The 24,561-nt window shown below is 42.7% G+C and carries 17 protein-coding genes; 5 read left to right on the forward strand and 12 right to left on the reverse strand.

Annotated elements, in window-relative coordinates; all coding sequences use genetic code 11:
* Positions 1–620: 620 nt before the first annotated feature.
* On the reverse strand, positions 621–1,001 hold the full coding sequence (locus tag ABIB39_RS06975; protein WP_354428491.1) for a winged helix-turn-helix transcriptional regulator: 381 nt from the start codon (positions 999–1,001) through the stop codon (positions 621–623).
* Positions 1,002–1,084: 83 nt separating this feature from the next.
* On the opposite strand from ABIB39_RS06975, the gene ABIB39_RS06980 reads away from it, so the two are divergent.
* The gene (locus ABIB39_RS06980; RefSeq protein WP_354428492.1) at positions 1,085–2,026 is read left to right on the forward strand and encodes an NADP-dependent oxidoreductase; all 942 of its coding nucleotides are present in this window, start codon (positions 1,085–1,087) and stop codon (positions 2,024–2,026) included.
* An 82-nt stretch (positions 2,027–2,108) separates the two neighbouring features.
* Here the strand turns inward: ABIB39_RS06980 and ABIB39_RS06985 are convergent, their stop codons facing one another.
* The 6 genes from ABIB39_RS06985 to ABIB39_RS07010 form a co-directional block, all read right to left on the reverse strand.
* Positions 2,109–2,369 carry a hypothetical protein gene (locus ABIB39_RS06985; protein WP_354428493.1) on the reverse strand — a complete coding sequence of 87 codons (261 nt, stop codon included), beginning with the start codon at positions 2,367–2,369 and terminating at the stop codon, positions 2,109–2,111.
* Between the two features lie 239 nt (positions 2,370–2,608).
* Positions 2,609–3,277: a response regulator transcription factor gene (locus ABIB39_RS06990; protein WP_354428495.1), complete on the reverse strand. Its 669-nt coding sequence runs from the start codon at positions 3,275–3,277 to the stop codon at positions 2,609–2,611.
* 2 nt (positions 3,278–3,279) lie between these two features.
* Positions 3,280–4,083 (reverse strand): sensor histidine kinase, encoded by an 804-nt coding sequence (locus ABIB39_RS06995; protein ID WP_354428497.1) that lies wholly within the window; start codon positions 4,081–4,083, stop codon positions 3,280–3,282.
* A complete protein-coding gene (locus ABIB39_RS07000) occupies positions 4,050–4,706 on the reverse strand; it encodes a hypothetical protein (protein ID WP_354428499.1) in 657 nt (218 codons plus the stop codon). Before ABIB39_RS07000 ends, ABIB39_RS06995 begins: the two co-directional genes overlap by 34 nt.
* 50 nt (positions 4,707–4,756) lie before the next feature.
* Positions 4,757–5,131, reverse strand: a complete 375-nt coding sequence (locus tag ABIB39_RS07005; protein ID WP_354428501.1) for a hypothetical protein — start codon at positions 5,129–5,131, stop codon at positions 4,757–4,759.
* A 274-nt stretch (positions 5,132–5,405) separates the two neighbouring features.
* A complete protein-coding gene (locus tag ABIB39_RS07010) occupies positions 5,406–5,618 on the reverse strand; it encodes a YtxH domain-containing protein (RefSeq protein ID WP_354428502.1) in 213 nt (70 codons plus the stop codon).
* A 321-nt stretch (positions 5,619–5,939) separates the two neighbouring features.
* Here ABIB39_RS07010 and ABIB39_RS07015 point away from each other — a divergent pair, with 321 nt between their 5' ends.
* Positions 5,940–7,424 (forward strand): alpha-amylase, encoded by a 1,485-nt coding sequence (locus ABIB39_RS07015; protein ID WP_354428503.1) that lies wholly within the window; start codon positions 5,940–5,942, stop codon positions 7,422–7,424.
* A gap of 694 nt (positions 7,425–8,118) precedes the next feature.
* A complete protein-coding gene (locus ABIB39_RS07020; protein WP_354428504.1) occupies positions 8,119–8,688 on the forward strand; it encodes a dihydrofolate reductase family protein in 570 nt (189 codons plus the stop codon).
* A gap of 15 nt (positions 8,689–8,703) precedes the next feature.
* Here ABIB39_RS07020 and gldB read toward each other — a convergent pair whose 3' ends face one another.
* Positions 8,704–9,753, reverse strand: a complete 1,050-nt coding sequence (gene gldB, locus ABIB39_RS07025) for a gliding motility lipoprotein GldB (RefSeq protein ID WP_354428506.1) — start codon at positions 9,751–9,753, stop codon at positions 8,704–8,706.
* Positions 9,754–9,894: 141 nt separating this feature from the next.
* Between gldB and ABIB39_RS07030 the strand changes: the two genes are divergently transcribed.
* Positions 9,895–11,544, forward strand: coding sequence for an NAD+ synthase (locus tag ABIB39_RS07030; protein ID WP_354428508.1), 1,650 nt, complete (start codon positions 9,895–9,897; stop codon positions 11,542–11,544).
* A 172-nt stretch (positions 11,545–11,716) separates the two neighbouring features.
* Positions 11,717–12,358, forward strand: a complete 642-nt coding sequence (locus tag ABIB39_RS07035) for a DUF4136 domain-containing protein (protein ID WP_354428509.1) — start codon at positions 11,717–11,719, stop codon at positions 12,356–12,358.
* 332 nt (positions 12,359–12,690) lie between these two features.
* Here the strand turns inward: ABIB39_RS07035 and ABIB39_RS07040 are convergent, their stop codons facing one another.
* From ABIB39_RS07040 to ABIB39_RS07055, 4 genes are all read right to left on the reverse strand, one after another.
* The gene (locus ABIB39_RS07040) at positions 12,691–12,885 is read right to left on the reverse strand and encodes a hypothetical protein (RefSeq protein WP_354428510.1); all 195 of its coding nucleotides are present in this window, start codon (positions 12,883–12,885) and stop codon (positions 12,691–12,693) included.
* A 22-nt stretch (positions 12,886–12,907) separates the two neighbouring features.
* Positions 12,908–19,885 (reverse strand): DUF2341 domain-containing protein, encoded by a 6,978-nt coding sequence (locus ABIB39_RS07045; RefSeq protein WP_354428512.1) that lies wholly within the window; start codon positions 19,883–19,885, stop codon positions 12,908–12,910.
* A gap of 205 nt (positions 19,886–20,090) precedes the next feature.
* Positions 20,091–20,288, reverse strand: coding sequence for an Fjoh_0651 family PID-CTERM protein (locus ABIB39_RS07050; protein WP_354428513.1), 198 nt, complete (start codon positions 20,286–20,288; stop codon positions 20,091–20,093).
* Positions 20,289–20,314: 26 nt separating this feature from the next.
* Positions 20,315–24,196 carry a DUF8693 domain-containing protein gene (locus ABIB39_RS07055; RefSeq protein ID WP_354428514.1) on the reverse strand — a complete coding sequence of 1,294 codons (3,882 nt, stop codon included), beginning with the start codon at positions 24,194–24,196 and terminating at the stop codon, positions 20,315–20,317.
* Positions 24,197–24,561 lie beyond the last annotated feature (365 nt).

Genomic DNA, 24,561 nt, shown 5'->3' on the forward strand with positions numbered 1-24,561 from the left:
AAAAGTAGTAAAATTTGTGAAACGTCAAATGCTTGTTGTGATTTTATTTTAGGGCTTACAAAATTCTTTAAAAAAGTAAAGCCCCTGATGGGCAGGGGCCTTTACTAACCAATTATAAACCTAAATTATGAGAAGACTTGTTTGTTATGTTTAATAGTGTAAAAGTAACACTAAGTTTTTATATGCAACGAATTTTTTTGTAATTTTTTTGTAACATTTTATCTAATGCGCCAAATAAGTTATTGCATTTGCAATAATACAACATTTCGGTTAACAAATGTTTAAAATAATGTTAATTTATTAAATAATTGTGCATTTAACTGTTTTGTGTTTAAAAAAGATCAGAATCGCATCGATTATTAGAAATATTTTCAATTAAATACTTTTTTGTTGTTTTTATTCATCTAAAAGTAGAGTTATTTTAGAGTTTTGTGTAATTATTCAAATAAAAACGGCTAATGTTGTTTAATTCTGTTTTATTTACGGCTTTTGTCTTTGTTTTTTACCTACATATAAAACTTAGCTTAAAATAAAGCAAGTGTTGCAGGTTTTGCTTATCAGTATCCAATATTGTATTGTTTATTGGTAACGTTGCGGAGGTTGAAGTTATAGATAGATAGTTATTTCAGCTTTATCTTAACTACTTCGGCACGTTCTTCGGCCAAATTATTCCCCCATCGGGCTACGGCTAACAAAAGTGGTATTAATGTTTCGCCAAAGGTAGTTAACGAGTATTCAACCTTTAAAGGGGGCTTGGTTGTAAATACAATACGGTTTATCAGCCCGTCATCTTCCAGTTGCTTTAACTGGATGCTTAAAGTGCGCTCGGTAACCACGGGCATTAGTTTGCGTAATTCGTTATAGCGCTTTTTACCATTTTTTAAATAATACAATATCACCATCTTCCACTTACCGCCAACGTAATCCATGGTAATACTGGTGCTACAGGGATAAAATTTATCGTCTATCTTGTAGAGTTCGGTTTCTGTATCAATTGTCATAATGTAATGCTATCCATTTGGATAGTTATTGCAAAGGTATTATACTATCAATAGTTTTGCAACTATAAAAAAGATAGTATAAAATGAAAGCGTACGAACTAAAGGAAGCCGGGTCTGTAGATCAGCTTCAAATAATAGAAATTGAAAAACCAATTGCCGCTGCAAGCGAGATTGTTATTAAAACCAAAGCTATTTCCATTAATCCTGTTGAAGCTAAAACCCGGAGCGGTAAAAGCTTTTATAACGATTTTAAAAGCAAACACTCGCCTATTATATTAGGGTGGGATGTATCTGGTGTGGTTGAATCTGTTGGTGCTAATGTTACAGACTTTAAGGTTGGTGATGAAGTTTTTGGGATGGTGAACTTTCCCGGCCACGGTAAAGCTTATGCTGAATATGTGGCCGCCCCGGCAAAACACGTCGTACAGAAACCCGCTAATATTAGCCATGAAGAAGCTGCTGCCGCAACATTGGCCGCACTAACGGCCTTGCAAATTCTGCGAAACTATGTTAGGACCGGCGATAATATTTTGATACAGGCGGGCGCAGGAGGGGTAGGGCACTTTGCTGTACAAATAGCGAAAATTATAGGTGCGAACGTAACAGCGACAGGCTCGGCAACAAATACGGCGTTTATTAAAAGCCTTGGCGCTGATACCGTTATTGATTATACCGCGCAACCATTTGAACAAGGCTTAACTAACCTTGATTTTGTGTTAGATTCCACCGGTGGCGAACCTTTTAAAAAGGCATTAAATATTGTAAAAAAAGGGAGTACCGTGGTTTCGCTGCCATCTGGTGTAATTAGCGATGATATTAAAGAGGTGGCCTCAGTCTTAGGCGTTAATGCGGTATTTCAGTTGGTAGAAAGCAGCGGGGCGGATATGCGGCAAATAGCCGATTGGCTGGCAACAGGCAAATTAAAGGCAGAAGTATCGCAGGTGTTCCCGTTTGATAAATTAGGGGATGCCCATCTTGCTATCGAAACCGGGCGTACACGGGGCAAAATTGTAGTATCGTTATAAATACGCTTAAACAACGGCGGCGCTACTTAAGTAGCGCCGCTTTGCAATTGTGATTGGGTTTGGTAGTAAGTATTGTTAGTGTTTATGCTATAACAAGTTGAATACATTCGCGCACGGTTAAGTTTTTTGATACATCTCCCCTCGCAACTCTTCTCCCTGTGTTATACTCTTCTGCAACTATGCGCAACTTCTCTTCAAGCTGCCTGCATAGTTCCTCGTCCCTGTCATAACCTATCGATTTTAAAGGGGTGTTTGTTAGTAAATTATAAGAGTGATCTACCGGTAAACCACAAATATTTAAAATATCGTATTTGATTTGATTACTAATAAAAACTATATCCATCGGCCTATAACTTTTAAGAATATTTTAATTTATACGTAAATATAAGCAATACATTACTTAAAAAAATGCTTGAAAGTGTTATGTGTAAATTGATTGTTATTTACTGAGAAATATTTCTCACGAAAATAAATATTTGTTTAAATATATTATATATTAAGAAATATATTAATTGGGAGTATTCAAAAAATAGGGGGATAGTACAAATACGTTTTTTTAAAATCAAGTAGAAATACGTGGTTTTAAAAAGCAACATCAACAAGCCGGTGTTTTAATGCAAAAAGCACTAATCCGGCAGTATTTCGGCATTTAACTTTATTAATTAGGGCAATACGGTGGCCTTCAATAGTGCGCACACTTAAATACAGCTCGGCGGCAATTTCGGCATTGCTAAATTCTTTACAAATAAGCTTGAGCACCTGCCCTTCGCGTTTGGATAGCGTAATGAGCATCCCATTTAATATATCTTGCGAGTTTGAGCGGTGGTTTGCACTATTGCGCAACGCTTTTATAACATCGGCATTAAAATAAAACCCATTTTTATGTACAGTGTTTATGGTTAACAACAATTCATCCTTATCGCAGTTTTTTGCAAGGTATGATGCTGCGCCGCCGTCTATCATTTGGGTTATTAAAGTTTCGTTAGCATGTACGGTTAATATAATAACTTTTATAGCGGGGTGATGTATGTGCAGGTGCTTATTAAGCTCGATACCGTTCATGCCGGGCATATCCATATCTATAATAGCAATATCCGGCTGGATCTTAAAGGTATTAAGGGTGTCAATAAATGCCTGCCCGCTTGAACACTCGGCAACCAACGTAAAATTTTCTATAGAGTTTACCAGCAATGCCAGGCTTTGCCTAAACAAATTTTGATCGTCTACTATAGCTAAGCTTATCTCTGTCATGGTTACGCGTTAACTATTGGGCACTCAATTTTAATCTGGAAACCTTTGCCTGCGTATGGTTCCAGCTTATAAGTAGCGTTAATGCTTAGTAAACGGCTTTCTATATTTTGCATGCCCATGCCTTTTTTTGCCGTTTCGATATCAGCCGGCAGGCCTTTGCCGTTATCGGCATATTCAATAACTATCTGTTCGGTACCGGCATTAAAATCAATACTGGCCTTACTTGCGCCCGAGTGTTTAATGGTGTTATTCAGCAACTCCTCCATCACCCTATAAATAGCTGTGGATGTTGTTATAGGCAATTGTTCTAAAACCTTATCGGCGTTGTTGCCAAGTGCTATCTCTAACTTGCCAGATTGATTGATAATGGTGCAATGCTCGTTAACAGCCGCCGCAAGCCCGTAATATCTTAATGTTGTAGGCGATAGGTTATGCGATATGTTGCGCACATCCTTTACAATTTTATCAATAATGGTTTTGGTAGATTGAGTAAAATCCTGATGGTTTTTATCATTGCCACCGCTGGGTTTAAACATTTCTATCAGTAGCCGCAAACCGGATATAGTTGTACCTACATCGTCATGCAGATCCTGCCCAATTCGTTTGCGTTCGGCCTCCTGCGATTCTATCACCGCTTTTAATAACTCCTTCTGATGCGCAATTTGGGCCTGTTGAAATTGCTGCCGCTGTTTCAATAGCCGGTTTTGGTTACGGATGGAAAAAAGTATGAACGACACGACCAATAAAAAGATCCCTGCCATCCCTAAGGCTACTAATATGAGGATATTGTCTGTAGTGCTCTGCATTTATAAAATCCTACGGCAAATAAAAGGTATTCAAATATTAAAACGGTGTCATGTATGGCCCAAACCAACCGGCTGATATCCGGGCTTGCAAGTAAATAATTAGAGAATATAAACATGAACAGGCAGCTTGCAAAGTATAACAAGATACCTGCATTTATCCAATTGTATATGTTATCGCCCCAACTTTCCTCGTCGTTTTGGTTTTTAAGTATAAAAAGCAAGCTATATACAATGATAATAATAGCGCCTAATGGCCTTGTGTACGTGTTAAACTCAATTTTATTTTGAATAAAAAAGTAATTTACAATACATAAGATAGTAAATCCAAAAATCAACCCTGTAAATAACTTTCGTTTTTCTTTGCTAAAAAACATGCTGTAAAAAAGCGAATGTGCTATAAACTCGATAATCCCATAAAGGTGCATCATCCAGGTAGTGGTATGGTGCATAGAAATTAATACCAAAGACAACAAGTTAAATAGCCCCGAAAATATCAAGTACCAAACAATTATTTTTAGAGGTGTTGTTAGTTGAGTAAAATTAAGCAGTGCAAATACAATGGGTATCAGCACAGTAGGAGGCACTATATAGCTGGCGTAAATATTAAAAGCAGTTACGTTCATAAGCCTTAAATATATAATAAAGCTTATAAACATAACTGGAATAATAAAAATTACATGTCTAAGGTATCGCCAACTCCGGCGCCGCAGGTTGGCGGGCAGGCCGTAGTCATATCATAAATGTTACTTTGCGAATCGCCAACCGGGCCGCCAACAAGTGGAAGCGTGTGTACTTCTTCGCCCTCGGTTATTGGCACCAGCATTAGTTGCGCGCTCATGGGGTCTGTTTCATCTGTTAAACCAATAAATGCCTTTACTGCTTCGGCAGCAGGGTTGTAAAGCATAATGTTTTGAAAATCCACAATCGGGATAGTAAACGAACGGATTTCAAAATCGGGGTTGGTAGCGGTTAGATAAGCGCGCCAGTTTGCAGCCCACTCTTTAGCGGTTGCAACGGGGATGGTCCCATCAGGATCGGTAGTTGGCATATAATTTTAAGGTTAAAGGTTAAAAAATCACAATGATGCTTCTGATTATTTGGAGGGTGTGTATTTGATGATCGTGTTTCACCTTTGTTAAAAACTAACACCACACGCAAAGCAGAGGCAAGTTAATAAATTCAAATAAGTGTCTTATTAACTCGTAATCAATGAACAAAATAAACAGAACGATGACTTATACGGCTGCGCTTTAAATTTAGTTGTAATAAGAAAGCCCTCCTGTGTTAACAGAAGGGCTTTCTTTATAATGTTAGTTGATCGACTATTGACCGCCTTGGTACCCGGCATCTGGCTTGGCTTGCTGCACTACCTGCTCTACTTTTTCGGTAGCGTAGGCTTTTGCTTTATCAAACCATTCCGGCGCATCCTCGGTAATATCATCAAGGATAGAGCGGCCGTTAGGGCCTTTTTTAGTGACGTAATTTATTCCGTATCCAATGGCGGCACCTACCGCTATAAATTTTAATAAGCCCATGATATTTATAATTTAAGTAAATGTATGTTTTAAGATTTAATTACAAGTATGATGCCAAAGGCGGGGTGTTGTTACATCCGGGTAGCTATATTTAAATAGTTGATAAACGTGGTGGCATCATTTTGTCAGTAGTTGAATTTTCTGAAGTATTTAATTATTAGGGCCTTATAAATTTCCTTGCGTGGTCACGGCCGTGAACGTGAACATTTTGACCGATTTTAGTTCAAAAAAACCGTAGGTTAAGGTGTTGCAACTTCTTTTTTATGGCTGTCCAAAACCAAAACTACATCTGTAAAGTTGTACCATGATAAATTACACTGAATGGAAAATTTTACAATGATGCAGTTTTTTGAATGGTATTACCCTGGCGACGGCAGCCTGTGGGAGCATTTAAAGAATGAATCGGGACGTTTAAAAAGTATAGGGATAGATGCCGTATGGTTACCGCCGGCGCAAAAAGGCGCCGCGGGTGGCTACTCGGTAGGCTATGATGTTTACGATATTTATGACCTGGGCGAGTTTGACCAAAAAGGATCGGTACGTACCAAATACGGTACAAAACAACAATTACTTGATGCAGTAAATGCTGCAAAAGAAGCTGGCTTAAATGTTTATGTTGACGTAGTGCTAAACCACATGGGCGGCGCAGATGAAGCCGAAAAGTTTACCGTGCGTAAGGTAAACCCCGATAACCGTAACGAGTTTATAAGCGAACCGTATGAGATAGAAGCATATACTAAATTTACTTTCCCGGGCAGGCAGGGGCAGTACTCTCAATTTGTGTGGGACTGGCAATGCTTTAGCGGTGTAGATAACGATAGCGCAACAGGCGAGAACGCAGTCTTCAGCATTCAAAACCAATACGGCGAGGCTTGGGAAGATGTAGTAGGCACCGAGAACGGTAACTTTGATTATTTAATGCTTGATGATATTGATACCCGCAACCCCGCCGTGCGCGACGAGCTTAAACGTTGGGGTAAATGGTACTATGACACGGTTGGCTTTAACGGTATGCGCCTGGATGCCATTAAACATATCTCGTTCGATTTTTATAACGACTGGCTGGACTATATGCGCAACGAAACCGGCCAGGAACTGTTCACGGTGGGCGAGTATTGGAGTTATGACGTAAGCCTTTTACAAGAGTATCTCGAAGCTACGGCTGGCCGCATGTCGCTTTTTGATGCGCCCTTGCATAATAACTTACACCAAGCATCGGTACAGGGCAAGGACTATGACCTGACCACTATCTTTAATAATTCGCTTGTAGCGGCCAACCCGGATAAGGCTGTAACACTTGTAGAAAACCACGATACCCAACCCTTGCAATCGTTAACTCAACCTGTTGATTTTTGGTTTAAACCAATAGGCTACGCGCTTATTTTATTGCGTGAAAGTGGTTACCCATGCGTTTTTTACCCCGACCTGTACGGATCTACTTATACGGATAAGGGCGAAGACGGTAACGACCACGAGATAATCCTTGCCCCGGTTGCCGAGTTGGAGAGCCTGCTTCACATCCGTAAGCATATTGCCTACGGCCGGCAGCTCGATTATTTCAATCATCCTAACTGCATAGGCTGGACACGCGAAGGCGATGACGAGCACGAAAACTCCGGCTGCGCAACATTGATCTCAAACGGCGAAGAAAGTAACAAAAAAATGGAGGTAGGCCAGCGACACGCAGGCAAAACCTTTGTAGATTACCTGGGCAAGCATGATGCCGAAATAACCATTGGTGATGATGGCTGGGCCGAATTTTTCGTCCGCCCGGGCTCGGTATCAGTATGGGCAGTAAAAAATTGATTGCTTAGCAATATAGCTTATTTTTAGGCCGCAATACCATTAGGTATCGCGGCTTTTTTGCAGCTACAGCGACCACTCTAAAGCCTCAAGCGTATTTGGCAACAGTAAAAAAGTAAGCCTTGAAGAAGGCATTGAAATGGCTGCATGGGCAAAAGTAGTTGGCTTACGCGCCAGCGCCGAGTTTGAAAATATAGAGATAGCAGAAAACTTACCACAAGGCTGGGGCAAGAAAGAAAAGGCGGTTTAATTCGTAAAAAAAGATTATCGGTTTTTCGAGAAACATTTATATTTTTGTGGCAAATAAATAAGCAAATGCAAAATTCAACAGAAAACGCCAATTCAGTAAGTCACTATACATTTTTAGTTATTACCGTAATGATCGGTTTAGTAGGGGTATATTTACGTTTTGCAGAATTTCCACACGCTACATTAGTATCTAACATCATATTATTGTTCGCTTCCATTATTTGCCTTAGAGCAGTTTTCGGTATTTTGAAATAAGCACGTACTAAAAATATAAAAAAGCGCTACCGGTTTCGGTAGCGCTTTTTTTGTGGGCTAAGTTTTTATTGTGAGACTTTGATCGCAAGCTTACAGCGCAAACGGCCTTGTGTTTTGTCGTATTCATACCTTATCAGTATATAGGTATTTGTCGATATTTGTGATAAACAAAAGCTATTTAATAAGCATCGATATGAGAAAGTTAAAATTACAGATACAAATGAGCATCGACGGTTTTGTAGCCGGGCCTAATGGCGAGTTAGACTGGCAATTTTTACCGGGTGCCACGCCAGATCCGGATAGTTTTAAGACTGTGATAGATATTGCCGAAAGCAGCGACGTTATTTTACTGGGCCGCAAAATGACCCGCGAGTTTATTGATTATTGGGAAAATGTAGTAGACAATCAGCCCGACAGCCCAATGCATTCCTTCGCCCAAACCATGGTAAATACGCGTAAGATAGTTTTTAGCCATACCGAAAATAACATCAGAGGCAGGAATTTGGAAACAGAAAACGGCGACCTGGCTACGGCAGTTAATGCGCTAAAACAACAGCAAGGTAAAGATCTATTGGTTTATGGCGGTGCCGATTTCGTAACTTCATTGGTGGACTTGAACCTAATTGATGAATATTACATCATCCGTAACCCGGTGGCTATTGGCGCGGGCCTCTCAGTTTTTAAGGAACGCAAAATTTTGAACCTGGAAAGTTCGACGGCTTACAAAAGCGGAAAGACTTTAAATAAGTATCTGCCTCAATAAACAAGTATTATTCATTTATTCCCCGGTGTTTTTAGGCCGGTATTTAGATTCGTTCAGGATCTTTTGAGCATCCCTATCTATCATTAGCTGCTGCAGGGTAACGTTGGGATGCTTATCCATATACTGTTTCACAATTTGCCAGCCTGTCCAAACACCAAGCTTTGGTGCCGATTCATTTTTCTCGCCAAGGCCGGGGGTGAAGGGCGCCTCGTTAAGGTATTTTTGGATCTTTTGGAAATCGGTTTCATACAACAGGTTCTCCTCCAGGAAAAATCCCCAGATGTTCCCTTTAAAATCCTCGCACCATTTTAACTGTTTCGCGGTAAAACCTATCTTAGTAGAATCGGGCACGTCCGGCATGGTCTGATCCATAAAATATAGGATCTTGCCATTATATACCATTTTTGAAAGTAGTGATTGGTCGCGGTCATCCTCGGGGAACATTTCCTCGCGTGCCATGATCTCTACAACCCTTGGCGTAATATTATCCGGCGTAAACCTGCGCGAAAGGTAGTGTGGGAAGCTCTCTACCAAAGCCGGATAAAATTTAGAATCGGCACCCAAAAAAAGATCCAGCCCAATACCCAGGTAACCATCGCCTATAGTAGTTTGCGCTTGAAAACCTGAAAAGTATGCGTAAACTTTTGGTAGCTTTTTTTGCGGGTAATAATATTTTATTCTCCGGAAAGCATCCGTTAGTTCTGCATCCTGCTTATCGGTATTGGGGTAGGCGGCATCAACATCATGTTTCAGATCGGTGTATGCCTTGCCGGCGAATACATCGCGCAGGTTTTTGTAATAGTTTGTATCGGCGCTATTACCTATCTTTAAAACACGTTCAATAAAATCCTGGTAAAACATCCCGTATTTGCTTTGCAGGGCAGTTACCTGCAAGGCAAGGGGTTTTGTACGCAACAAGTCAAAATCCTTATCGAAGCGTTCAATTTTAACATCAACAGGGATATTGCTTACATCGATCTTTTTGTTGCGCTTACAAGCTGTAAAAGCCAGGCACAATAAAAAACTTGTGTAAATAAGCGTTGTTTTACATGAATTAGACATCATAATAGCGTTTTAGCAAAAATAATTTTTTTATTTGCATTAGGGAGGATAGGAGAGTAGTTAAGTAGCGATTAGTGAATGGCTCAATTCATTATAAGCTTAACAACCATTCACCGATGAACTGTTCACCATTCACCAATTATTATGAAGATAGCATTAGCACAGCTTAATTACCACGTAGGCAACTTCGAATCTAACACAAATAAGATCATTGCCGGCGTCCGCGAAGCAAAGCAAAACGGCGCCGATCTGGTGGTTTTTGCCGAATTATGTGTTTGCGGCTACCCCGCGCGTGATTTTTTGGAGTTTAACGAATTTATAAGCCTGTGCGATGATGCCGCCAAAAAAATTGCTACAGAATGTATCGGCATCGCCTGTATCATCGGCTTGCCCACCCCTAATAATAACCCCGAGGGTAAAGACCTGAATAACTCGGCATACTTTATAGAGAACGCCGAGGTGAAGGCTGTGGTTAACAAAGCATTGCTACCTAATTACGATATTTTTGATGAGTACCGCTACTTTGAACCATCTACCCAGTTTAGCTGTATAGATTTTAAGGGCAAGCGCATAGCGCTTACCATTTGCGAGGACCTGTGGAACACCATCGAGAACCCGCTTTACGTTACCCGCCCAATGGATATACTGATCCAGGAAAAGCCGGATGTGATGATCAATATTGCGGCATCGCCTTTTGCTTATAACCACGATGAAGAGCGTATTTCCATACTAAGCGACAATGCGCGCAGGTACAACCTGCCGTTATTCTACGTTAACCACGTTGGGGCCCAAACCGAACTGATATTTGACGGCGGCTCTTTAGTTTTTGATAACAAGGGTGAGGTAGCCGATGAGTTGCCTTATTTTACCGAGAGTATTGCTTATTATACCTTGCATGATGATGCAAGCATCACTTTTGAACATCAAACCACCCAAAAAGCGGAGCGTCCAAACGATATTGAGCAAATTCACCAGGGCCTTATTTTAGGCATCCGGGATTACTTTTATAAATCAGGCTTTAAGCAGGCTATATTGGGCTTGTCGGGCGGGATAGATTCTGCCGTGGTATGTGCCCTGGCTGCCGAGGCTTTAGGTGCCGAGAATGTAATGGCTGTATTGCTACCATCCAAATTCTCCAGCGACCACTCGTTGAAAGACGCGGAAGACCTGGTTGCCAACCTGGGTTGTAAATCAGAGACCATCGCTATCGAGAAGATAACAGACGCGTTCGAAAGTTCGTTGCACCCGCAGTTTAATAACCTGCCATTTAACATTGCAGAAGAGAATATCCAATCGCGCAGTAGGGCGGTGGTGTTGATGGCCATGTGCAATAAGTTTGGCTATATTTTGCTCAATACATCCAACAAAAGCGAGGCTGCCGTGGGTTATGGTACTCTTTATGGCGACATGTGCGGTGGTATATCTGTTATTGGCGATGTATTTAAAACACAGGTTTTCCAGCTGGCCCGCCACATAAACCGCGACCGCGAGATAATCCCTGAAAATACCATTGTTAAACCACCATCTGCAGAGTTAAGGCCGGATCAAAAAGACACCGACTCGCTGCCCGAGTACGATATACTTGATGCCATATTAAAACAATATGTGGAACACCGCAGGTCATCTGCCGAGATCATTAAACAGGGGTTTGAAGATGCAGTAGTGCATAAAGTGCTGCGGCTGGTGAACTTGGCCGAACACAAACGCTACCAAACCCCGCCAATACTCCGTGTATCGCCAAAGGCATTTGGGATGGGCAGGCGTATGCCGATAGTTGGTAAATATCTTACATAATATATTTTCTGTTACAGCGTATTATGATTGCAAATTGCAGATGAGTATTTTTACCTGCAGGTAAGAAACGCAAAGCATCGTCGGTCACCGTAAAAATAATTTTATTTAGGGTAAAACCGATTAAACCTTTGCGTGCTTATTAGTCTAATACACATAAATTACTGGTAAGGCTATGAAAAAATATATCTATTTAACGCTGACGGTGGCTTTCGTATCGCTGCTATCGGCTTGCAGCAGTTATAATTACTATACTGCGGCCCAAAACAAAACCAACTTATCATCTTACAAAACATTTGCCTGGGCTGCAACGCAACAAAACCCAAACAAGCAATGGCGCCCGCTCGACGAAATTGGCCGCGGTAAGATCCAGGAGGCAACAAGGCAGGCGCTGGTAGGTAAAGGCCTGTCGCTCCAAGATCAAAATCCCGACCTGTTGGTGCGTTACTTAACGGTTACCGGCCGTGGCAGCAAAACTGAATTTTACTCGCCGTACTACGGCGGCTTTTATGGTGGTGGCTTTGGCTTCGGTTATGGTGGCTTCTATCGCCCTTGGGGATTTGGTTACGGCGGCTGGGGTGGACCTTGGGGTTACGGTGGTTACGGCGGCTGGGGCGGCGGTTACTCGCAAAAGGTACACTATAAAGAAGGTACGATCATCATCGACCTGATAGACAGTAAGACACAGCAGGTGGTATGGCGCGGTTACGGCGTTGGCGAATTGCAAAACCCTAAACAAACCATGCGGGATATCCCTAAGGTGGTTGAAGGTATTATAAAACAACTGGAATTAGCGCCGCCAATGCGCAAATCATAATCCGGTACCAAGACCATAAAAAAGGGGGATGCAAGCTGCATCCCCCTTTTTTATGGTCAATGTTGTTCACGTTCACGGTGTGAACAGCGTTTGTTTTTCGTGAACATGGTGATAATCAGGTTGTTAATTTTTGTGTGGTACTGACAAAGTACTGTCAGTACTTTGTGTGAGTATTTTTGTTTATCTGAAATACGGGCTGCCAAGCGTACGATTTCGTTTAATTATTAGGGATTAAACAATAGCTGCGGGGCCGCCAAACAAGTTAAAAATTACTTCACAGCGCGCAGAAAAGGCTTACATTATGTGCTACAAATTCGTCTTAAAAACGACCTTTAAACGGTTAAAGCCTTTTGCTTTTGGTACATTTTGTAAGCGCCAAACATCATAAAGGCAAATACTAATACATATACCCATGTATCTAAAGGGCATACATCGTCTTCATCTAAGCCGCCGCAGGGGTTAGTAATTTGGGCGTATGATGCGGTTTGTATAATTAGAAGCGTAAGTAACGCTAAAATCTTTTTCATCTGTTGCACTTATCTTTTGAGATTACAATTTTACGAATTTTCCGGTACCTATCACTTTTTTGGTGCTGTTGTTTATCACCTGTACAAAATAAGTACCCGGGTAAAGGTTGCCTACATTGTCTTGCCAGCTTGCTTTTGCCGATTTTGTGGTTCTGACAATTATACCGCTTCCGTTGCTTATTTTAATGGTATAGGTAGCCTCCTGCTTTTGTTCAGGGTCTGTAATTGCTACGTTAACCATATTAATAACCGGGTTAGGATATATGTTAAATAACCTATCGGTAAGGCCATTTGTATTGGCGTACATCAGCGTAACTATTTCAGAGTAACTGATCGCGCCGTTGATGTCGTCTTGTTTTAAACGATATTGGGCTGTGCCTTTCGGCGGGTTTTTATCAATTAAAGTGTACGTGCCCTTCCCTGTGGAAAGCAAGCCTCCTATCACTTCAAACGTTTTGCCGCCGTCAGTGCTGCGCTCAACTGTAAAGTTGGTGTAGTTGGCCTCGTTCTCTACTATCCACGCCAGTTTATTACCCCCGGTTACTTTAGTGCCGTTAAAGTCAAGCAACCTTAGGGCAAGCTCGGCATTCTGGCGGATAACAATTTTAAACCTTTCTTTACCAAAACTCTCGGGGGTTCCTTTTAGAATGTTGAAGTTATACGTATTATGCGCACGCAGATCAAGCGAATCTTTCTTAAAGTTATCCATCAGCCAAACCTGGTAAATAGATGGCAGGCCATTAAGGTCTTGCAGCTTTAAGCTGTATAAGCCGTCGGTTGTAGCATCAACCAAAACAGGTATTACCTGCGGTTGTAGTTTTGGTAATGGTAACCTGTTGATACTTAATGGCACATTATCTGAAGAATAGGCCGTTAAACTAACCTGGGCGCCATTGCCACCAAGGTCTATGGCATCTTCATCAAGCACATATTTTGTATCGGTATTGTTGTTTAATACTATGGAGAAAGCATCGGTATTTACGTCGTCCTTTACAAGTTTTATCCTCATCGAAGCTTCCGACTGATCGCCGGATGGTGGTAACGAGGTGCTCATAAGCGTTATAACGTTTGCCGCAGCTGCCTGTGTAGTAGTTTTGGCCGATTCGCGGAAGGTTAAAGTTTGGCCTGACGCGTTAGCTATTACAAAGAAACCCTGCCCGCTTGATATCATATTACTAACCACACCATCGCTTGAATTTGCCGCGAGTAAGTTTATAACAGAAGTTGTATCGGCCACAGAGCCTACCGGAGCCTTTTGAATGTAAGACGCGTATTGTTTACTGGTTGAATTGAATTGGTAAATGGTAGTTGAAATAGGCGTGCCTGCAGGTGTAGTACCACCATAGATGGATGAGTTTACACCATTGCGGTTAAATTTCTCCCAGTTTATGGTTGCCGCGTAAGGGTTACCAACCAGGTTATATCCCCTTATATTATTAGGGGCCACGTTATTTGCAAGTGTGGTTGTATATAAAAGTACGTTACTGCCGCTTGCCCATGGCCTTACTACAACCGTACCCCGGTTTAACGTACCTGTTTGTGTAAAGGTAACGTTTTCAGGATAATCATAAGGAGATGTGGTTTTTGTGCCGGTTTGTGCTGCGGTGTTTAATGTGTTATTGCCCCTAAAAAAGAACAAGAAGCCATTACCAACCGGCAAATAGGTTTGCGAGTCGTTTGTATTTGTTAACGTATTTACCGCGTTGATACCGTAGTTGTACACCGGCGTGTTGTTTAATTGCGTAATGCCTTTAAAATTGCCCGAGGCAAAGGTTGTGTTACCCGGTACAAGATCTTCCCTGAACAAGTAAACACTGGCATTTGCCGTGGCGCTTGTACCTGCTGTAAAGCCGTTTGTAGCACCGTTTACACCGGTAACTATTGAGGATGCTTTAAGAAAATTAAGGTCGTAAACGTTATTGCCCGCTACGGTAGCCGCATAAACCGGAGACGACATTAAACGGTAACCCCTTCGTGCCAAACTGGTAGGGCTGCCGGATACATAACGTTCTGCACTAACCAGGCCGGTTAGGGTTGATGCGGTTGGTACAGCAGCAACATAAGCAGTAGCGGTAGCGTCGGACTTTAGTGTAAGCGTTGTAGTAGGAGCTATCGTAAGATTGCCTTTTGTAAAGTTAAGCGAGGTGTAAATATCTATAGGGCCACCGCTTACAGTAACTGTGCCGCTAACCGAGTTATTGATGGTCATGTTGCCAAGTTTAGCTGTATTTGCTGTAGCCGAACCCGTGTAGGTTTGCGATGCAACAGCTCCCGTCCATGATAACCCCGATGCACCGTTTGTACTGGTAATTTGACCGCCGTTGCTGTTGTAAATGTTACACCCTATGCTTAAATTAAAACCATTAAGATCTAAGGTTGCGGTATTTCCTGAAAGCGTAAGACCGGATATAATGGCATTAGCCGTTAATTTAGGATAAACATTTGAAGTGGTATTAGGGATGGTAAGTGTTACAGTACCATCAAGTGGAGGTGCAAGCACAGCTACCGACGGTATGCTGCCTGACGATGAAGTCCAGTTGGCGGCAGTGGCAGGGTCGGTAGTGGTAGCTGTGGTTTTCCACGCGAAAGGTATACCACCGCCTATTGCAGATACTGCGGCTGCAGACGTAGCTGTAATTGCCGTATTGGTTGTTGTGTAGGTTAAGTAGTTGTTTTGATTGTTATATTCGGCCTTTATCCAGTCTCCCGGTTTCGCAACATTAGATACCCTTATCTCATCCATTGTACCCTTAAAGAAATTGGCGGATGCAAAGTCTGATCCTATATAAATAGGGCCACCCGTGCCTGCAGCCACGCCGGTAGTGGCGCCTCTGTCAGATACACCATCAAAATAAGTGATAAAGTTTGTGCCGTTATATACACCTTGTACATAATGCCATTGGCCGGTTGTAACTATAGTACCACCCGCTTCGCCCCTGTTTAAAGCGGCAGCCCCAGAATATGAGCGTGTTTCCACTTCAGTTTTAACATTGGTAGTAGTTGAGCCATAGTACCCAAGTTTATAACCGCCGCTTGCGTAGCTGCTTTCATTTGTTACTATTTTTTGATCGGAACTGGTTGCAAAATCTGTAACAAATGCCCAGCCGGATAGTGTAAAATTGCCGGTGGCATCTGCAGCAGTTGCAGATATGATTTTTGTGCTTGTACCATTAAAAGTATATGCCGAAGATATTTTACCACTTGTTGTGCTTGTAGCATTGGTTGCCGTGGCCGACCGCTGGTTAGTTGTTGCATCCAATACCGTACCGCTACCCTCGTTAAAATGGTAAACCGCCAGGTAATCGCTGCTCCAGGTACCGTAAGCAAAACTGGCATCATGCGCAGGCGCAGTAGATCCAAAATAAAATGAAAGCTGTGTAGCTGCCGAAGTTACGGAGGGTACTTGTACCCATGCCGTTAAAATTCCGTTGGTTGCATCAAAGCTTTCTACCTGGTAAAAAAGCTCGTTTGTGCCGCCATTGGTGGTAAATGCAAAATCGTAACCGTTGGTAGCAGATAAACCCGTTGGGAACTGAACATTGTTTGCGCAATTAATCCCGGATTTTAGGGCATCTTCTTTTATATACACAAGCATCGGGAAATTGGCGAGTGTTGCTGTATTGCCAAGTGCGGCTACTGTAATAGGCTGACTAAAGACATAATTACCGGATGCAATTGTTTTTGTAACCGCTATGGTTTGCGTGGTAGATACGCTACAGCCATTGGTGTTTGTTGCCGTAAGTGTCACTTCTTTAAGCCCGGCCGTAGCCCATGTTACACTAATAGCGGTACCTGTACCGGTAGCAGGCGTACCGCCATCTGTTGTCCATGCATAGGTAACGCCGGCAACAGGGGTTGTACTAAAAGCCGCGGCTGTGGCGGTTGCTACAGTAGTTGGCCCTGTAATGGTTGCTGCAGGCAGCGCGTTTAATGTTGGGGTATAATTTGCTGTAGATGAACAGCCACCCGGCCCGTTTGTTACAGTAAGCGTATAGGTGCCCGCTACCGCGGCGGCAAATGTGGTGCTGTTGCTTGTTCCTGCTAAAACAGCGCCGTTAGGGTCTGTCCAGCTGTAAGTGGCGCCTGTAATTATTGGAGAATAAAGGGTTAAAGGGCTGCCAACACAAATGGGGCCATATGCACCTATTTGATAATTATCGTTAGATGTTGTAACAGTTGCTGCCGGTAACTCTGCACTGTATACAGCTACATCATCAATGCTACCTGCAAAAAAAGCGCTGGTAGGGATAGATGGCCAACCTGTTAACGTATTGCCGCCGATGCTCCAGTAACCGGTATAGGTTTCTGCGGCAGTGTAAGTAGCATTTGCCGCCTGTAAAACGTTATCTACGTATAATTTTATACCGTTGGTTGGCGAAAAGGTACCTACTACATGGTGCCAGTTACCATCGTTATAAGAGCCCGCTGTATTAACAGTGTTGGTAGCGCCGTTGTACACGCCAAAATAAAGTTGGCCCGCGTTATTCATATAGATCTGCCTGTCGCGCTGGCCGCCGCCTGCTTGCTGCGATGAAAACCCGATGAGCTTACCGCCCGATGACGTATTTGTGTTAAACCAAAGGCTTAACGAGAAAGTTTGAGGGTTAACAAAAGGTGTTGTACTGGTGATATATTGTGTTGAGCCGTTGGCACTATATGCGCCGGGTGTTGCCGTATACCTGTTTGCTGTAAATGCCGGCGTATTTTGGCCCACGCCATTATTTTGGTTGCCAGATACGTCATTGGTATTACCATCTAACGGATAAGAAAGAACGGCGGCGGCTATTGGTGACGATACTATAGGATTAATGGTTACTATTTTAGCTGTGCTTCTACCGCTGGTTACGCCGCCTGAGGTATAATCTACATAGTAGCTACCGCTGGTAATAGGGGCGAATGTAGTTCCAGTAGCTAATACAGCGTTGCCCGTGGCTGTGCCATACCAGTTATAAACACCGCCTGTGGGCTGGCCACCTGCAGCGGTAAGTGTTACCGAACCGGCGCCGCATCCGGCGCTACTGCCGCTTATTGTGGGGGTTGCAGTAGCAATAGTAACGGCAAAGCTGGCGGGGCTTGAAGTTTGGCCAAGGCCCGTAGCGGTAGAAGTAACGCCTATAGTGTATGCACCTGCAGGTACCGTGGCAGAAGCTAATGTTACAACGCCTGTTGTTGAATTAATAGCAAAATAGGAGCTTGGATTAGTAGTAAGCGCGTAAGTTATAGCAGTTGTGCCGTACACCTGGAATTCAAATAATGAGTAACCGGCCGCTATGGCACGTTGCGTACCATACATCCTGATATACCTGCCAGTGCCGGACAGGCCGGTTAAGTTATCTATATTTCCATCCCCGGTGGTGGTACTATACAAGGTAGTATAGGTGCCCGCGCCGAAACCGTTAGTGGCGGATATATCTATCGAGTAGGCTTTACCATATGCTGCTTCCCAGTATAATGTTACCTGGCTAACCGTGTAAGTATTACCAAGGTCAATGATGATGTATTGGGGATCTGAAAACGCGCTTGACCAGCGCGCGCCGGTGATGGCACCATCTACCGCGGCCGAACCAGGGTAAGTGGCTCCTGCTTCTAAAGACGATACGGTTACAGGCGCGTTAAGCGCGATATTGCCGTTTATGGTAGAAAAAGCGGTAACCCCGGTGGTTGTACCTATGGCTGAATATGATGTGGCAGTATTTGCAGCAGCGTTATTATCAATAGGCGTGCTTAAACTGTTTGCCACAGATATGTTAATGGTAGTACTGTTGGTACCGTTAGGGTTTGTGGCCGTAACAATATAGTTTGCAGCGGCTGTAACTACTGTTGGGGTACCGCTTATTACGCCGGTAACGTTATTAAGGCTTAACCCGGTTGGTAAAGGGGTGTTTACCGTATAGCCACTGGTAGGTGCAAGTTTTCTGATCTGGTTACTATACCTGTCAGCTATAAATAAATTGCCTGTTCCATCTGCCTGAATGCCCCATGGCCCGTTAAAAGTAGCAGCGGCCCCGGTGCCATTGCCCGCCCCGGCAGTACCTGTGCCCGCTATGGTAGTAACTACAGCACCTGGCATGGTAATCATTCTTATTTTGTTGTTGTTTACATCCCCTACGTAAATGTTACCGTTTGCAATTGAAATACCTGATGGGCGATTGAATGTGGCTGCTGTACCTATACCATCGGCAGAGCCTGCACCGCTGCCGGCATAGGTGCTTACTATACCACCCGCGGTTATCTTTCTGATCAGGTTGTTCCCCTGGTCGGCTACAAATATAAAGCCGTTACCATCATCAGTTATGCCGACAGGGTTAAAAAACGTAGCGGCTGTTCCCGTGGCATTATTAGCACCTTGCGTGCCGCTGCCCGCAAAAGTAGTAACCGTACCGGTTAGTGTAATTTGTACGATGATGTGGCCTGTGTAACTGCTCGCAAATAATGTATTGGTTACTGAGTTATATAAAATGCCGGCAGGTGCAGTAACGGTTGCCAGGGTAGTAACTACTCCCGCGGAAGTAATTTTCCTAATCCTGTTATTGCCAATATCAGCAACGTATAAGTTGCCGGAGGGGTCACTGGTAATGTCGGCAGGTTGATTAAAAGAGGCGCCCGCGCCGGTACCATCAACCAATGCAGCTGTACCGCTACCCGCAAAGGTAGTTACAACGCCGCCAGCAGTTATTTTGCGGATGGTATTGTTATTATAGTCCGTTACGTAGAGATTTCCGGCGGCGTCATGGCCAATACCTAATGGGTTGTTAAACCGGGCAGCTGTACCTGTAGCGTCAACGTTAGCTCCAGTTACGCTGCCTGCAAAGGTAGTTACTGTATAAGCCGGGTTTGTAGTGACCGCGCCGCCGCTGTTGCTTGGGGTTATGGTAACACCAGTGCCTACTGTTAAATTTTGAGGAGTAGTATAAGTAATAACAGGGGCCTGCGCAAACAATTGCGTACCAGCAAGTAACAGTACTGCTGTAGTGATGAGATTATGTAAACGTGTTTTCAAATTACAGGGGTATTATGGCGCGGAATACAATTTTAAGGATTGTATTAGGTGCCCTTACAACTGTCATTTATACGAACGAATTACATGAAAGGTTGGTTTTATTAATTAACCCAAAACCAATTTAATTAAAGTTAACAAAAGTATGTTAATTAATTAAAAGTTGTTGAAATGTTTTTATAAGAAAGCCAAGGGCGGCTTTTTTGATCTATAACGAAACGCTTTTTTGTTTTTGGTTCATTTTATAAGCGCCATAAATTACGGCAGCAACAACCAAAACGTAAACCCAGGTATCTAAAGGGCATACATCGTCATCATCGGTACCACCACATGGGTTGGTTATTTGTGCAAAAGAAATGGTACTTATTGTCAGTAGCAAAAACAGGGCGAATATCTTTTTTATCATTATCACTTATCTTATAGCAACGCTTATTACAATTTTATAAATTTACCATTACCTATAACGGCCTTGGTTGTGTTATTAACTACCTGTACAAAATAGGTGCCCGGTAAAAGGTTACCCACATTTGCCTGCCAGGTTGCCTGCGTTGATACCGCGTTTTTAATTAACGACCCGCTACCGTCAGATATTTTGATGTTATAAGTGGTTGCCGTGGTTGCAGGGTTTATAATGCTCACGTTTACCGTATTGCTAACCGGGTTAGGATACACGTTAAACGTTTTAATAGTTATGCCTTCAACATCAGCATACATTATGTCAACAACTTTAGAGTACGTAATTGTACCGTTAATATCATCCTGCTTAAGGCGGTATTGATTTAGGCCTTTTACAGGTGTAGCGTCTGTAATATTATATTTTCCGTCACCGGTGGCGTGTAGCCCGCCTACAATTTCAAATGTATTGCCATTATCGATACTTCGTTCAACCGAATAGTTGGTGTAGTTGCCTTCGTTCTCGGCTACCCAGTTAAGCTTAACACCGGCGGTTACTTTAGTGCCCGTAAAATCCAGCAGTTTTAAAGCGAGCTCGGGATTTTGACGTATAACAAGCTTAAAGCGTGTCTTGCCAAAAGTTTCGGCAACAGCTCTGTCAATGTTGAAATTGTAGGTGTCATGCGCGCGCATATCAAGCGAATCTTTTTTATAGCTATCCATCAACCAAACCTGGTAAATAGATGGCAAGCCGCTCAATGCTTCTATTTTTAAGGAAAATAAACCGTTTGTATTAGCATCTACTGAAACAGGTACTATCTCCGGGCTTAATTTAGGTAAAGGTAACCTGTTTATACTTAAGCCTATGTCATCTGCCGAGTAGGCAGATATGCTTACCTGTGCACCATTACCGCCAAGGTCTACAGCATCCTCTGTGTTCTTATAATTTGCGTCGTTAGTGCTGTTTAATACCAGTGCAACTGCATCCGTATTAATATTATCCTTTATTAATTTTAAGCGCATAAAGCCGTTTACCCCTCCGTTGCCAGATCGTGGCAGCGATGTGCTCATTAGCGTTACAACACTTGCCGCGGGTGCCTGTGAAGTAACTTTAGCCGACTCGCGGAAAGTTAACGTTTGACCGGGCGCGTTTGCAATGACAAAAAATCCCTGCCCGCTTGAGATCAAATTGCTGACAACCCCGTCGCTCGAAACAGCGCCTGTAGGTATAACGGTATTTAAAGTGGTATCTGCAGCAGTTACGGTAGCTTTTGGCTGATAAGACGCGTATTGTTTGGTTGTTGAATTGAATTGCCAAATGGTGGTATTAATAGGTGCAGTACCGGCAGCGTTTCCACCGTAAATAGACGAATTTATACCATTACGATTAAATTTTTCCCAGTTAATGGTTGCCGCATATGGGTTGCCTACCAGGTTATAACCTCTTACGTCACTGTGTGGGACGTTATTTGCGATTCCTGTCGAATATAGGAGCGCAGTGCCGCCGTTTGACCAGGGCCTTACTATTATAGTACCACGATTAAGCGTTCCCGATTGTGTAAATGTTACATCTTCAGGATAGTCATAGGGCGAGGTGGTTTTAGTGCCGGTTTGTGCTGTAGTGTTTAATGTGCTGTTACCCCTAAAAAAGAACATGAACCCATTGCCTACCGGCAAATAGGTAGAAGCATCGTTCGCGTTTGTTAAAGTGCTTAATGCATTAATGCCAAAATTGTATGCGGGAGTTTTATTTAACTGTGTTATCCCTTTAAAATTACCTGCTGCGAACGAACTGTTATTTGGCACCAGATCTTCTCTGAAAAGATAAATACTGGCATTTGCTGTTGTGCTTGTGCCTGTAGTAAAGCCATTGCCCGACCCGCCTATACCGGTAACTATCGAAGAGTTTTTAAGATAATTAAGATCGTATACATTAGCGCCCGACACTGTAGCAGCGTACACAGGTGACGACATTAAGCGATAGCCCCTTCGCGCAAGGCTTGTTGGGCTTCCTGATAAAAAGCGTTCTACTTTTACTGTACCTGTTACAGATGCCGCCGTAGGCATAGATGCTACTGTTGCTGCCCCATCCTCATCAGATCTCAATGTTAAAACACCCCCGGCAGCTAACGACCCGGCGCTCACGGTTAGCAGGCCGGTTGACGAAACACCAAACCCACCACTACCCGACATGGTTTTTGTTCCATTGCCCTGAAATGTGACTTTATTAAATGTTGTGCCACTTGTTGTAACATCAGATAATGACTGTGCGGTTCCGGAATTAAAAAACACTGTACCTGTGCCTGCAGTAAATGTGGATGCCGCACTATTTGTATAAGTAGTGCCGGTCATTATAAGGTCTTCTCCGTTACAGATATAAGCGCCACCCTGGTTTTGAAATATATTTGTAACGGTAACTACACCCGGGCCTGCACCGCCGCTAATCGTCCCGGCGTTATTTTGTATAACAGTTGTTGTTAAATTCCCTGCACCCAATTGAAATGCACCGGCATTGTTTTGTAATGAATTTGCCAATGTAATATCACCCGAGCCCTGGGTTACGTTCGCCGTGTTGGTCCAACTGTTACCAACTGTAATATCCGGGTTATTGGTGTTTAGATCCACTGCGCCGCCACTGCTTACAAAGCTATTTCCAATTGTTAATGTGCCACCGCCCGATATTTTGCTGCTTGCACCACTTAAGGTAAGGTTATCATAGTTAAATGCATTTAAACCTATACCCGTGGTAGTAGATGTATAAACTGTTTGGGTACCAAAAGGTTTATTATATATAGTATAGCCATTGCCCGTGCCATTATCAGTAAAATCTACATAAAAGCCTGTAGGTATAGGTGTTGCAATTGCATTGGCATTTAATAACTCTAAAGTGGTTGCAGAAGTACCGGGGTCTGTTTTAAATATTCCTATACCTTGGTAGGCCGCGTTATTTAAACCGCCAAAGGTTGGGCTGTTTAATGTGCTGAACGAAACCTGGCCCGTTAAACTAACTTTATTTGCATCTAAAGTAAAGGCCGGATAGTTTATACCATTACCTCCGTTTCCCTGCGAACTTAAAAGAATATTACCTAAAATATTAAATTGATTGATCTGGCTGCTAATGTTTACAAGGTTGTTGGCTGCAGCAGATGGCTGCGTTGTTGAACCTATATTAAAGTTACCTGCACAAGTGATAGTGCCAGTGCCCGCAACTATCGATTTAATACTGACGTTTGTTCCGGAAATTTGGTTAATGTCACCGTTTACGGTTAAGGTTTGAGAGCCATTTACAGTAAGTATTTTATCGGGCGTACCCGTTAAACTGCTTTTTAGTGTGCCGAAGGTAACTGACCCAACTTGAGTTGTTGCTGTAACTACAGGTTGTTTGGTGAAAGCAACTACGCCGATCCTCGCCAGGTCGGTTGTGCCTGGTACAGTAGCCGGCGACCAATTAGCACTGTTATTCCAGTTAGCATTAGCTGTACCCGATGCACCTATCCAATCTATTTGAGCCGAGAAATTATATGTTTGCGAATTGGTATTGTTAACCGTTATTCCACCGCTGTAAGTATTTTGTGTAATCCCCGGCGACCCGCTGGTAGGTAAATAAAATTGGTAGCCGGTTGGTTGTGGCGTATTATTAATGGAATTATAATTTAAGATAAGATAAAAATAGTATGTAGTGCCATTAGTGCCACCTGTGAAAGCGGGCCAACTTGTAACGGAGAAAGCGTTGTTGCCCGGGCCGCCATTAACGCTAACTGAATAGGAATTTAAAATCGTGCCCCCATTTTGAGCCAATGTAGGATCAGCGCTTGCTACACGTGCTATGGAAGCGGGGTTACCTACAAAACCATTTAAACCTTGCGTTACACCTATATTTAAAACACCGCCAGAAAAACTTCCGCCTGCGGGTACGCGCATACTAAACCCGTATACAACACTACTTCCTGCACCTTTAGTAAATGTAGAAGAATTACCAGGGAGGGAGGTAAAAACAACTTGTCCTACAGTTTTTTGAAAACTGAGCGTAAGGCAACCTATAATTAAAATATAATTAAGTAAATGTTTTTTCAAAGTTTAGGTTTTAATTAATCAACACTTGCGCATTGCAAAAACAATGCAAGGCCAACAAAATCACCCTATTATTGCTATAAAATTCAATATGACGTTAGGGGCGTGATATTTATCCCCACGGATTTTGAATTAAAAAATATGTTTTAATTCAATTAACTCAAAAAGTGCGCAATAAAATCCCCAAAACGGGTAAAAAAATACACCTTTAGAAT

The organism is Mucilaginibacter sp. UYP27, assembly GCF_040547175.1.
Lineage (GTDB): Bacteria > Bacteroidota > Bacteroidia > Sphingobacteriales > Sphingobacteriaceae > Mucilaginibacter.

Bases quoted from the DNA above. Each gene is read 5' to 3' on its own strand.
- ABIB39_RS06975 (WP_354428491.1), bottom strand. From the start codon at position 1,001: ATGACAATTGATACAGAAACCGAACTCTACAAGATAGACGATAAATTT.
- ABIB39_RS06980 (WP_354428492.1), top strand. From the start codon at position 1,085: ATGAAAGCGTACGAACTAAAGGAAGCCGGGTCTGTAGATCAGCTTCAA.
- ABIB39_RS06985 (WP_354428493.1), bottom strand. From the start codon at position 2,369: ATGGATATAGTTTTTATTAGTAATCAAATCAAATACGATATTTTAAAT.
- ABIB39_RS06990 (WP_354428495.1), bottom strand. From the start codon at position 3,277: ATGACAGAGATAAGCTTAGCTATAGTAGACGATCAAAATTTGTTTAGG.
- ABIB39_RS06995 (WP_354428497.1), bottom strand. From the start codon at position 4,083: ATGCAGAGCACTACAGACAATATCCTCATATTAGTAGCCTTAGGGATG.
- ABIB39_RS07000 (WP_354428499.1), bottom strand. From the start codon at position 4,706: ATGAACGTAACTGCTTTTAATATTTACGCCAGCTATATAGTGCCTCCT.
- ABIB39_RS07005 (WP_354428501.1), bottom strand. From the start codon at position 5,131: ATGCCAACTACCGATCCTGATGGGACCATCCCCGTTGCAACCGCTAAA.
- ABIB39_RS07010 (WP_354428502.1), bottom strand. From the start codon at position 5,618: ATGGGCTTATTAAAATTTATAGCGGTAGGTGCCGCCATTGGATACGGA.
- ABIB39_RS07015 (WP_354428503.1), top strand. From the start codon at position 5,940: ATGGAAAATTTTACAATGATGCAGTTTTTTGAATGGTATTACCCTGGC.
- ABIB39_RS07020 (WP_354428504.1), top strand. From the start codon at position 8,119: ATGAGAAAGTTAAAATTACAGATACAAATGAGCATCGACGGTTTTGTA.
- gldB (WP_354428506.1), bottom strand. From the start codon at position 9,753: ATGATGTCTAATTCATGTAAAACAACGCTTATTTACACAAGTTTTTTA.
- ABIB39_RS07030 (WP_354428508.1), top strand. From the start codon at position 9,895: ATGAAGATAGCATTAGCACAGCTTAATTACCACGTAGGCAACTTCGAA.
- ABIB39_RS07035 (WP_354428509.1), top strand. From the start codon at position 11,717: ATGAAAAAATATATCTATTTAACGCTGACGGTGGCTTTCGTATCGCTG.
- ABIB39_RS07040 (WP_354428510.1), bottom strand. From the start codon at position 12,885: ATGAAAAAGATTTTAGCGTTACTTACGCTTCTAATTATACAAACCGCA.
- ABIB39_RS07050 (WP_354428513.1), bottom strand. From the start codon at position 20,288: ATGATAAAAAAGATATTCGCCCTGTTTTTGCTACTGACAATAAGTACC.
- ABIB39_RS07055 (WP_354428514.1), bottom strand. From the start codon at position 24,196: ATGCGCGTACCCGCAGGCGGAAGTTTTTCTGGCGGTGTTTTAAATATA.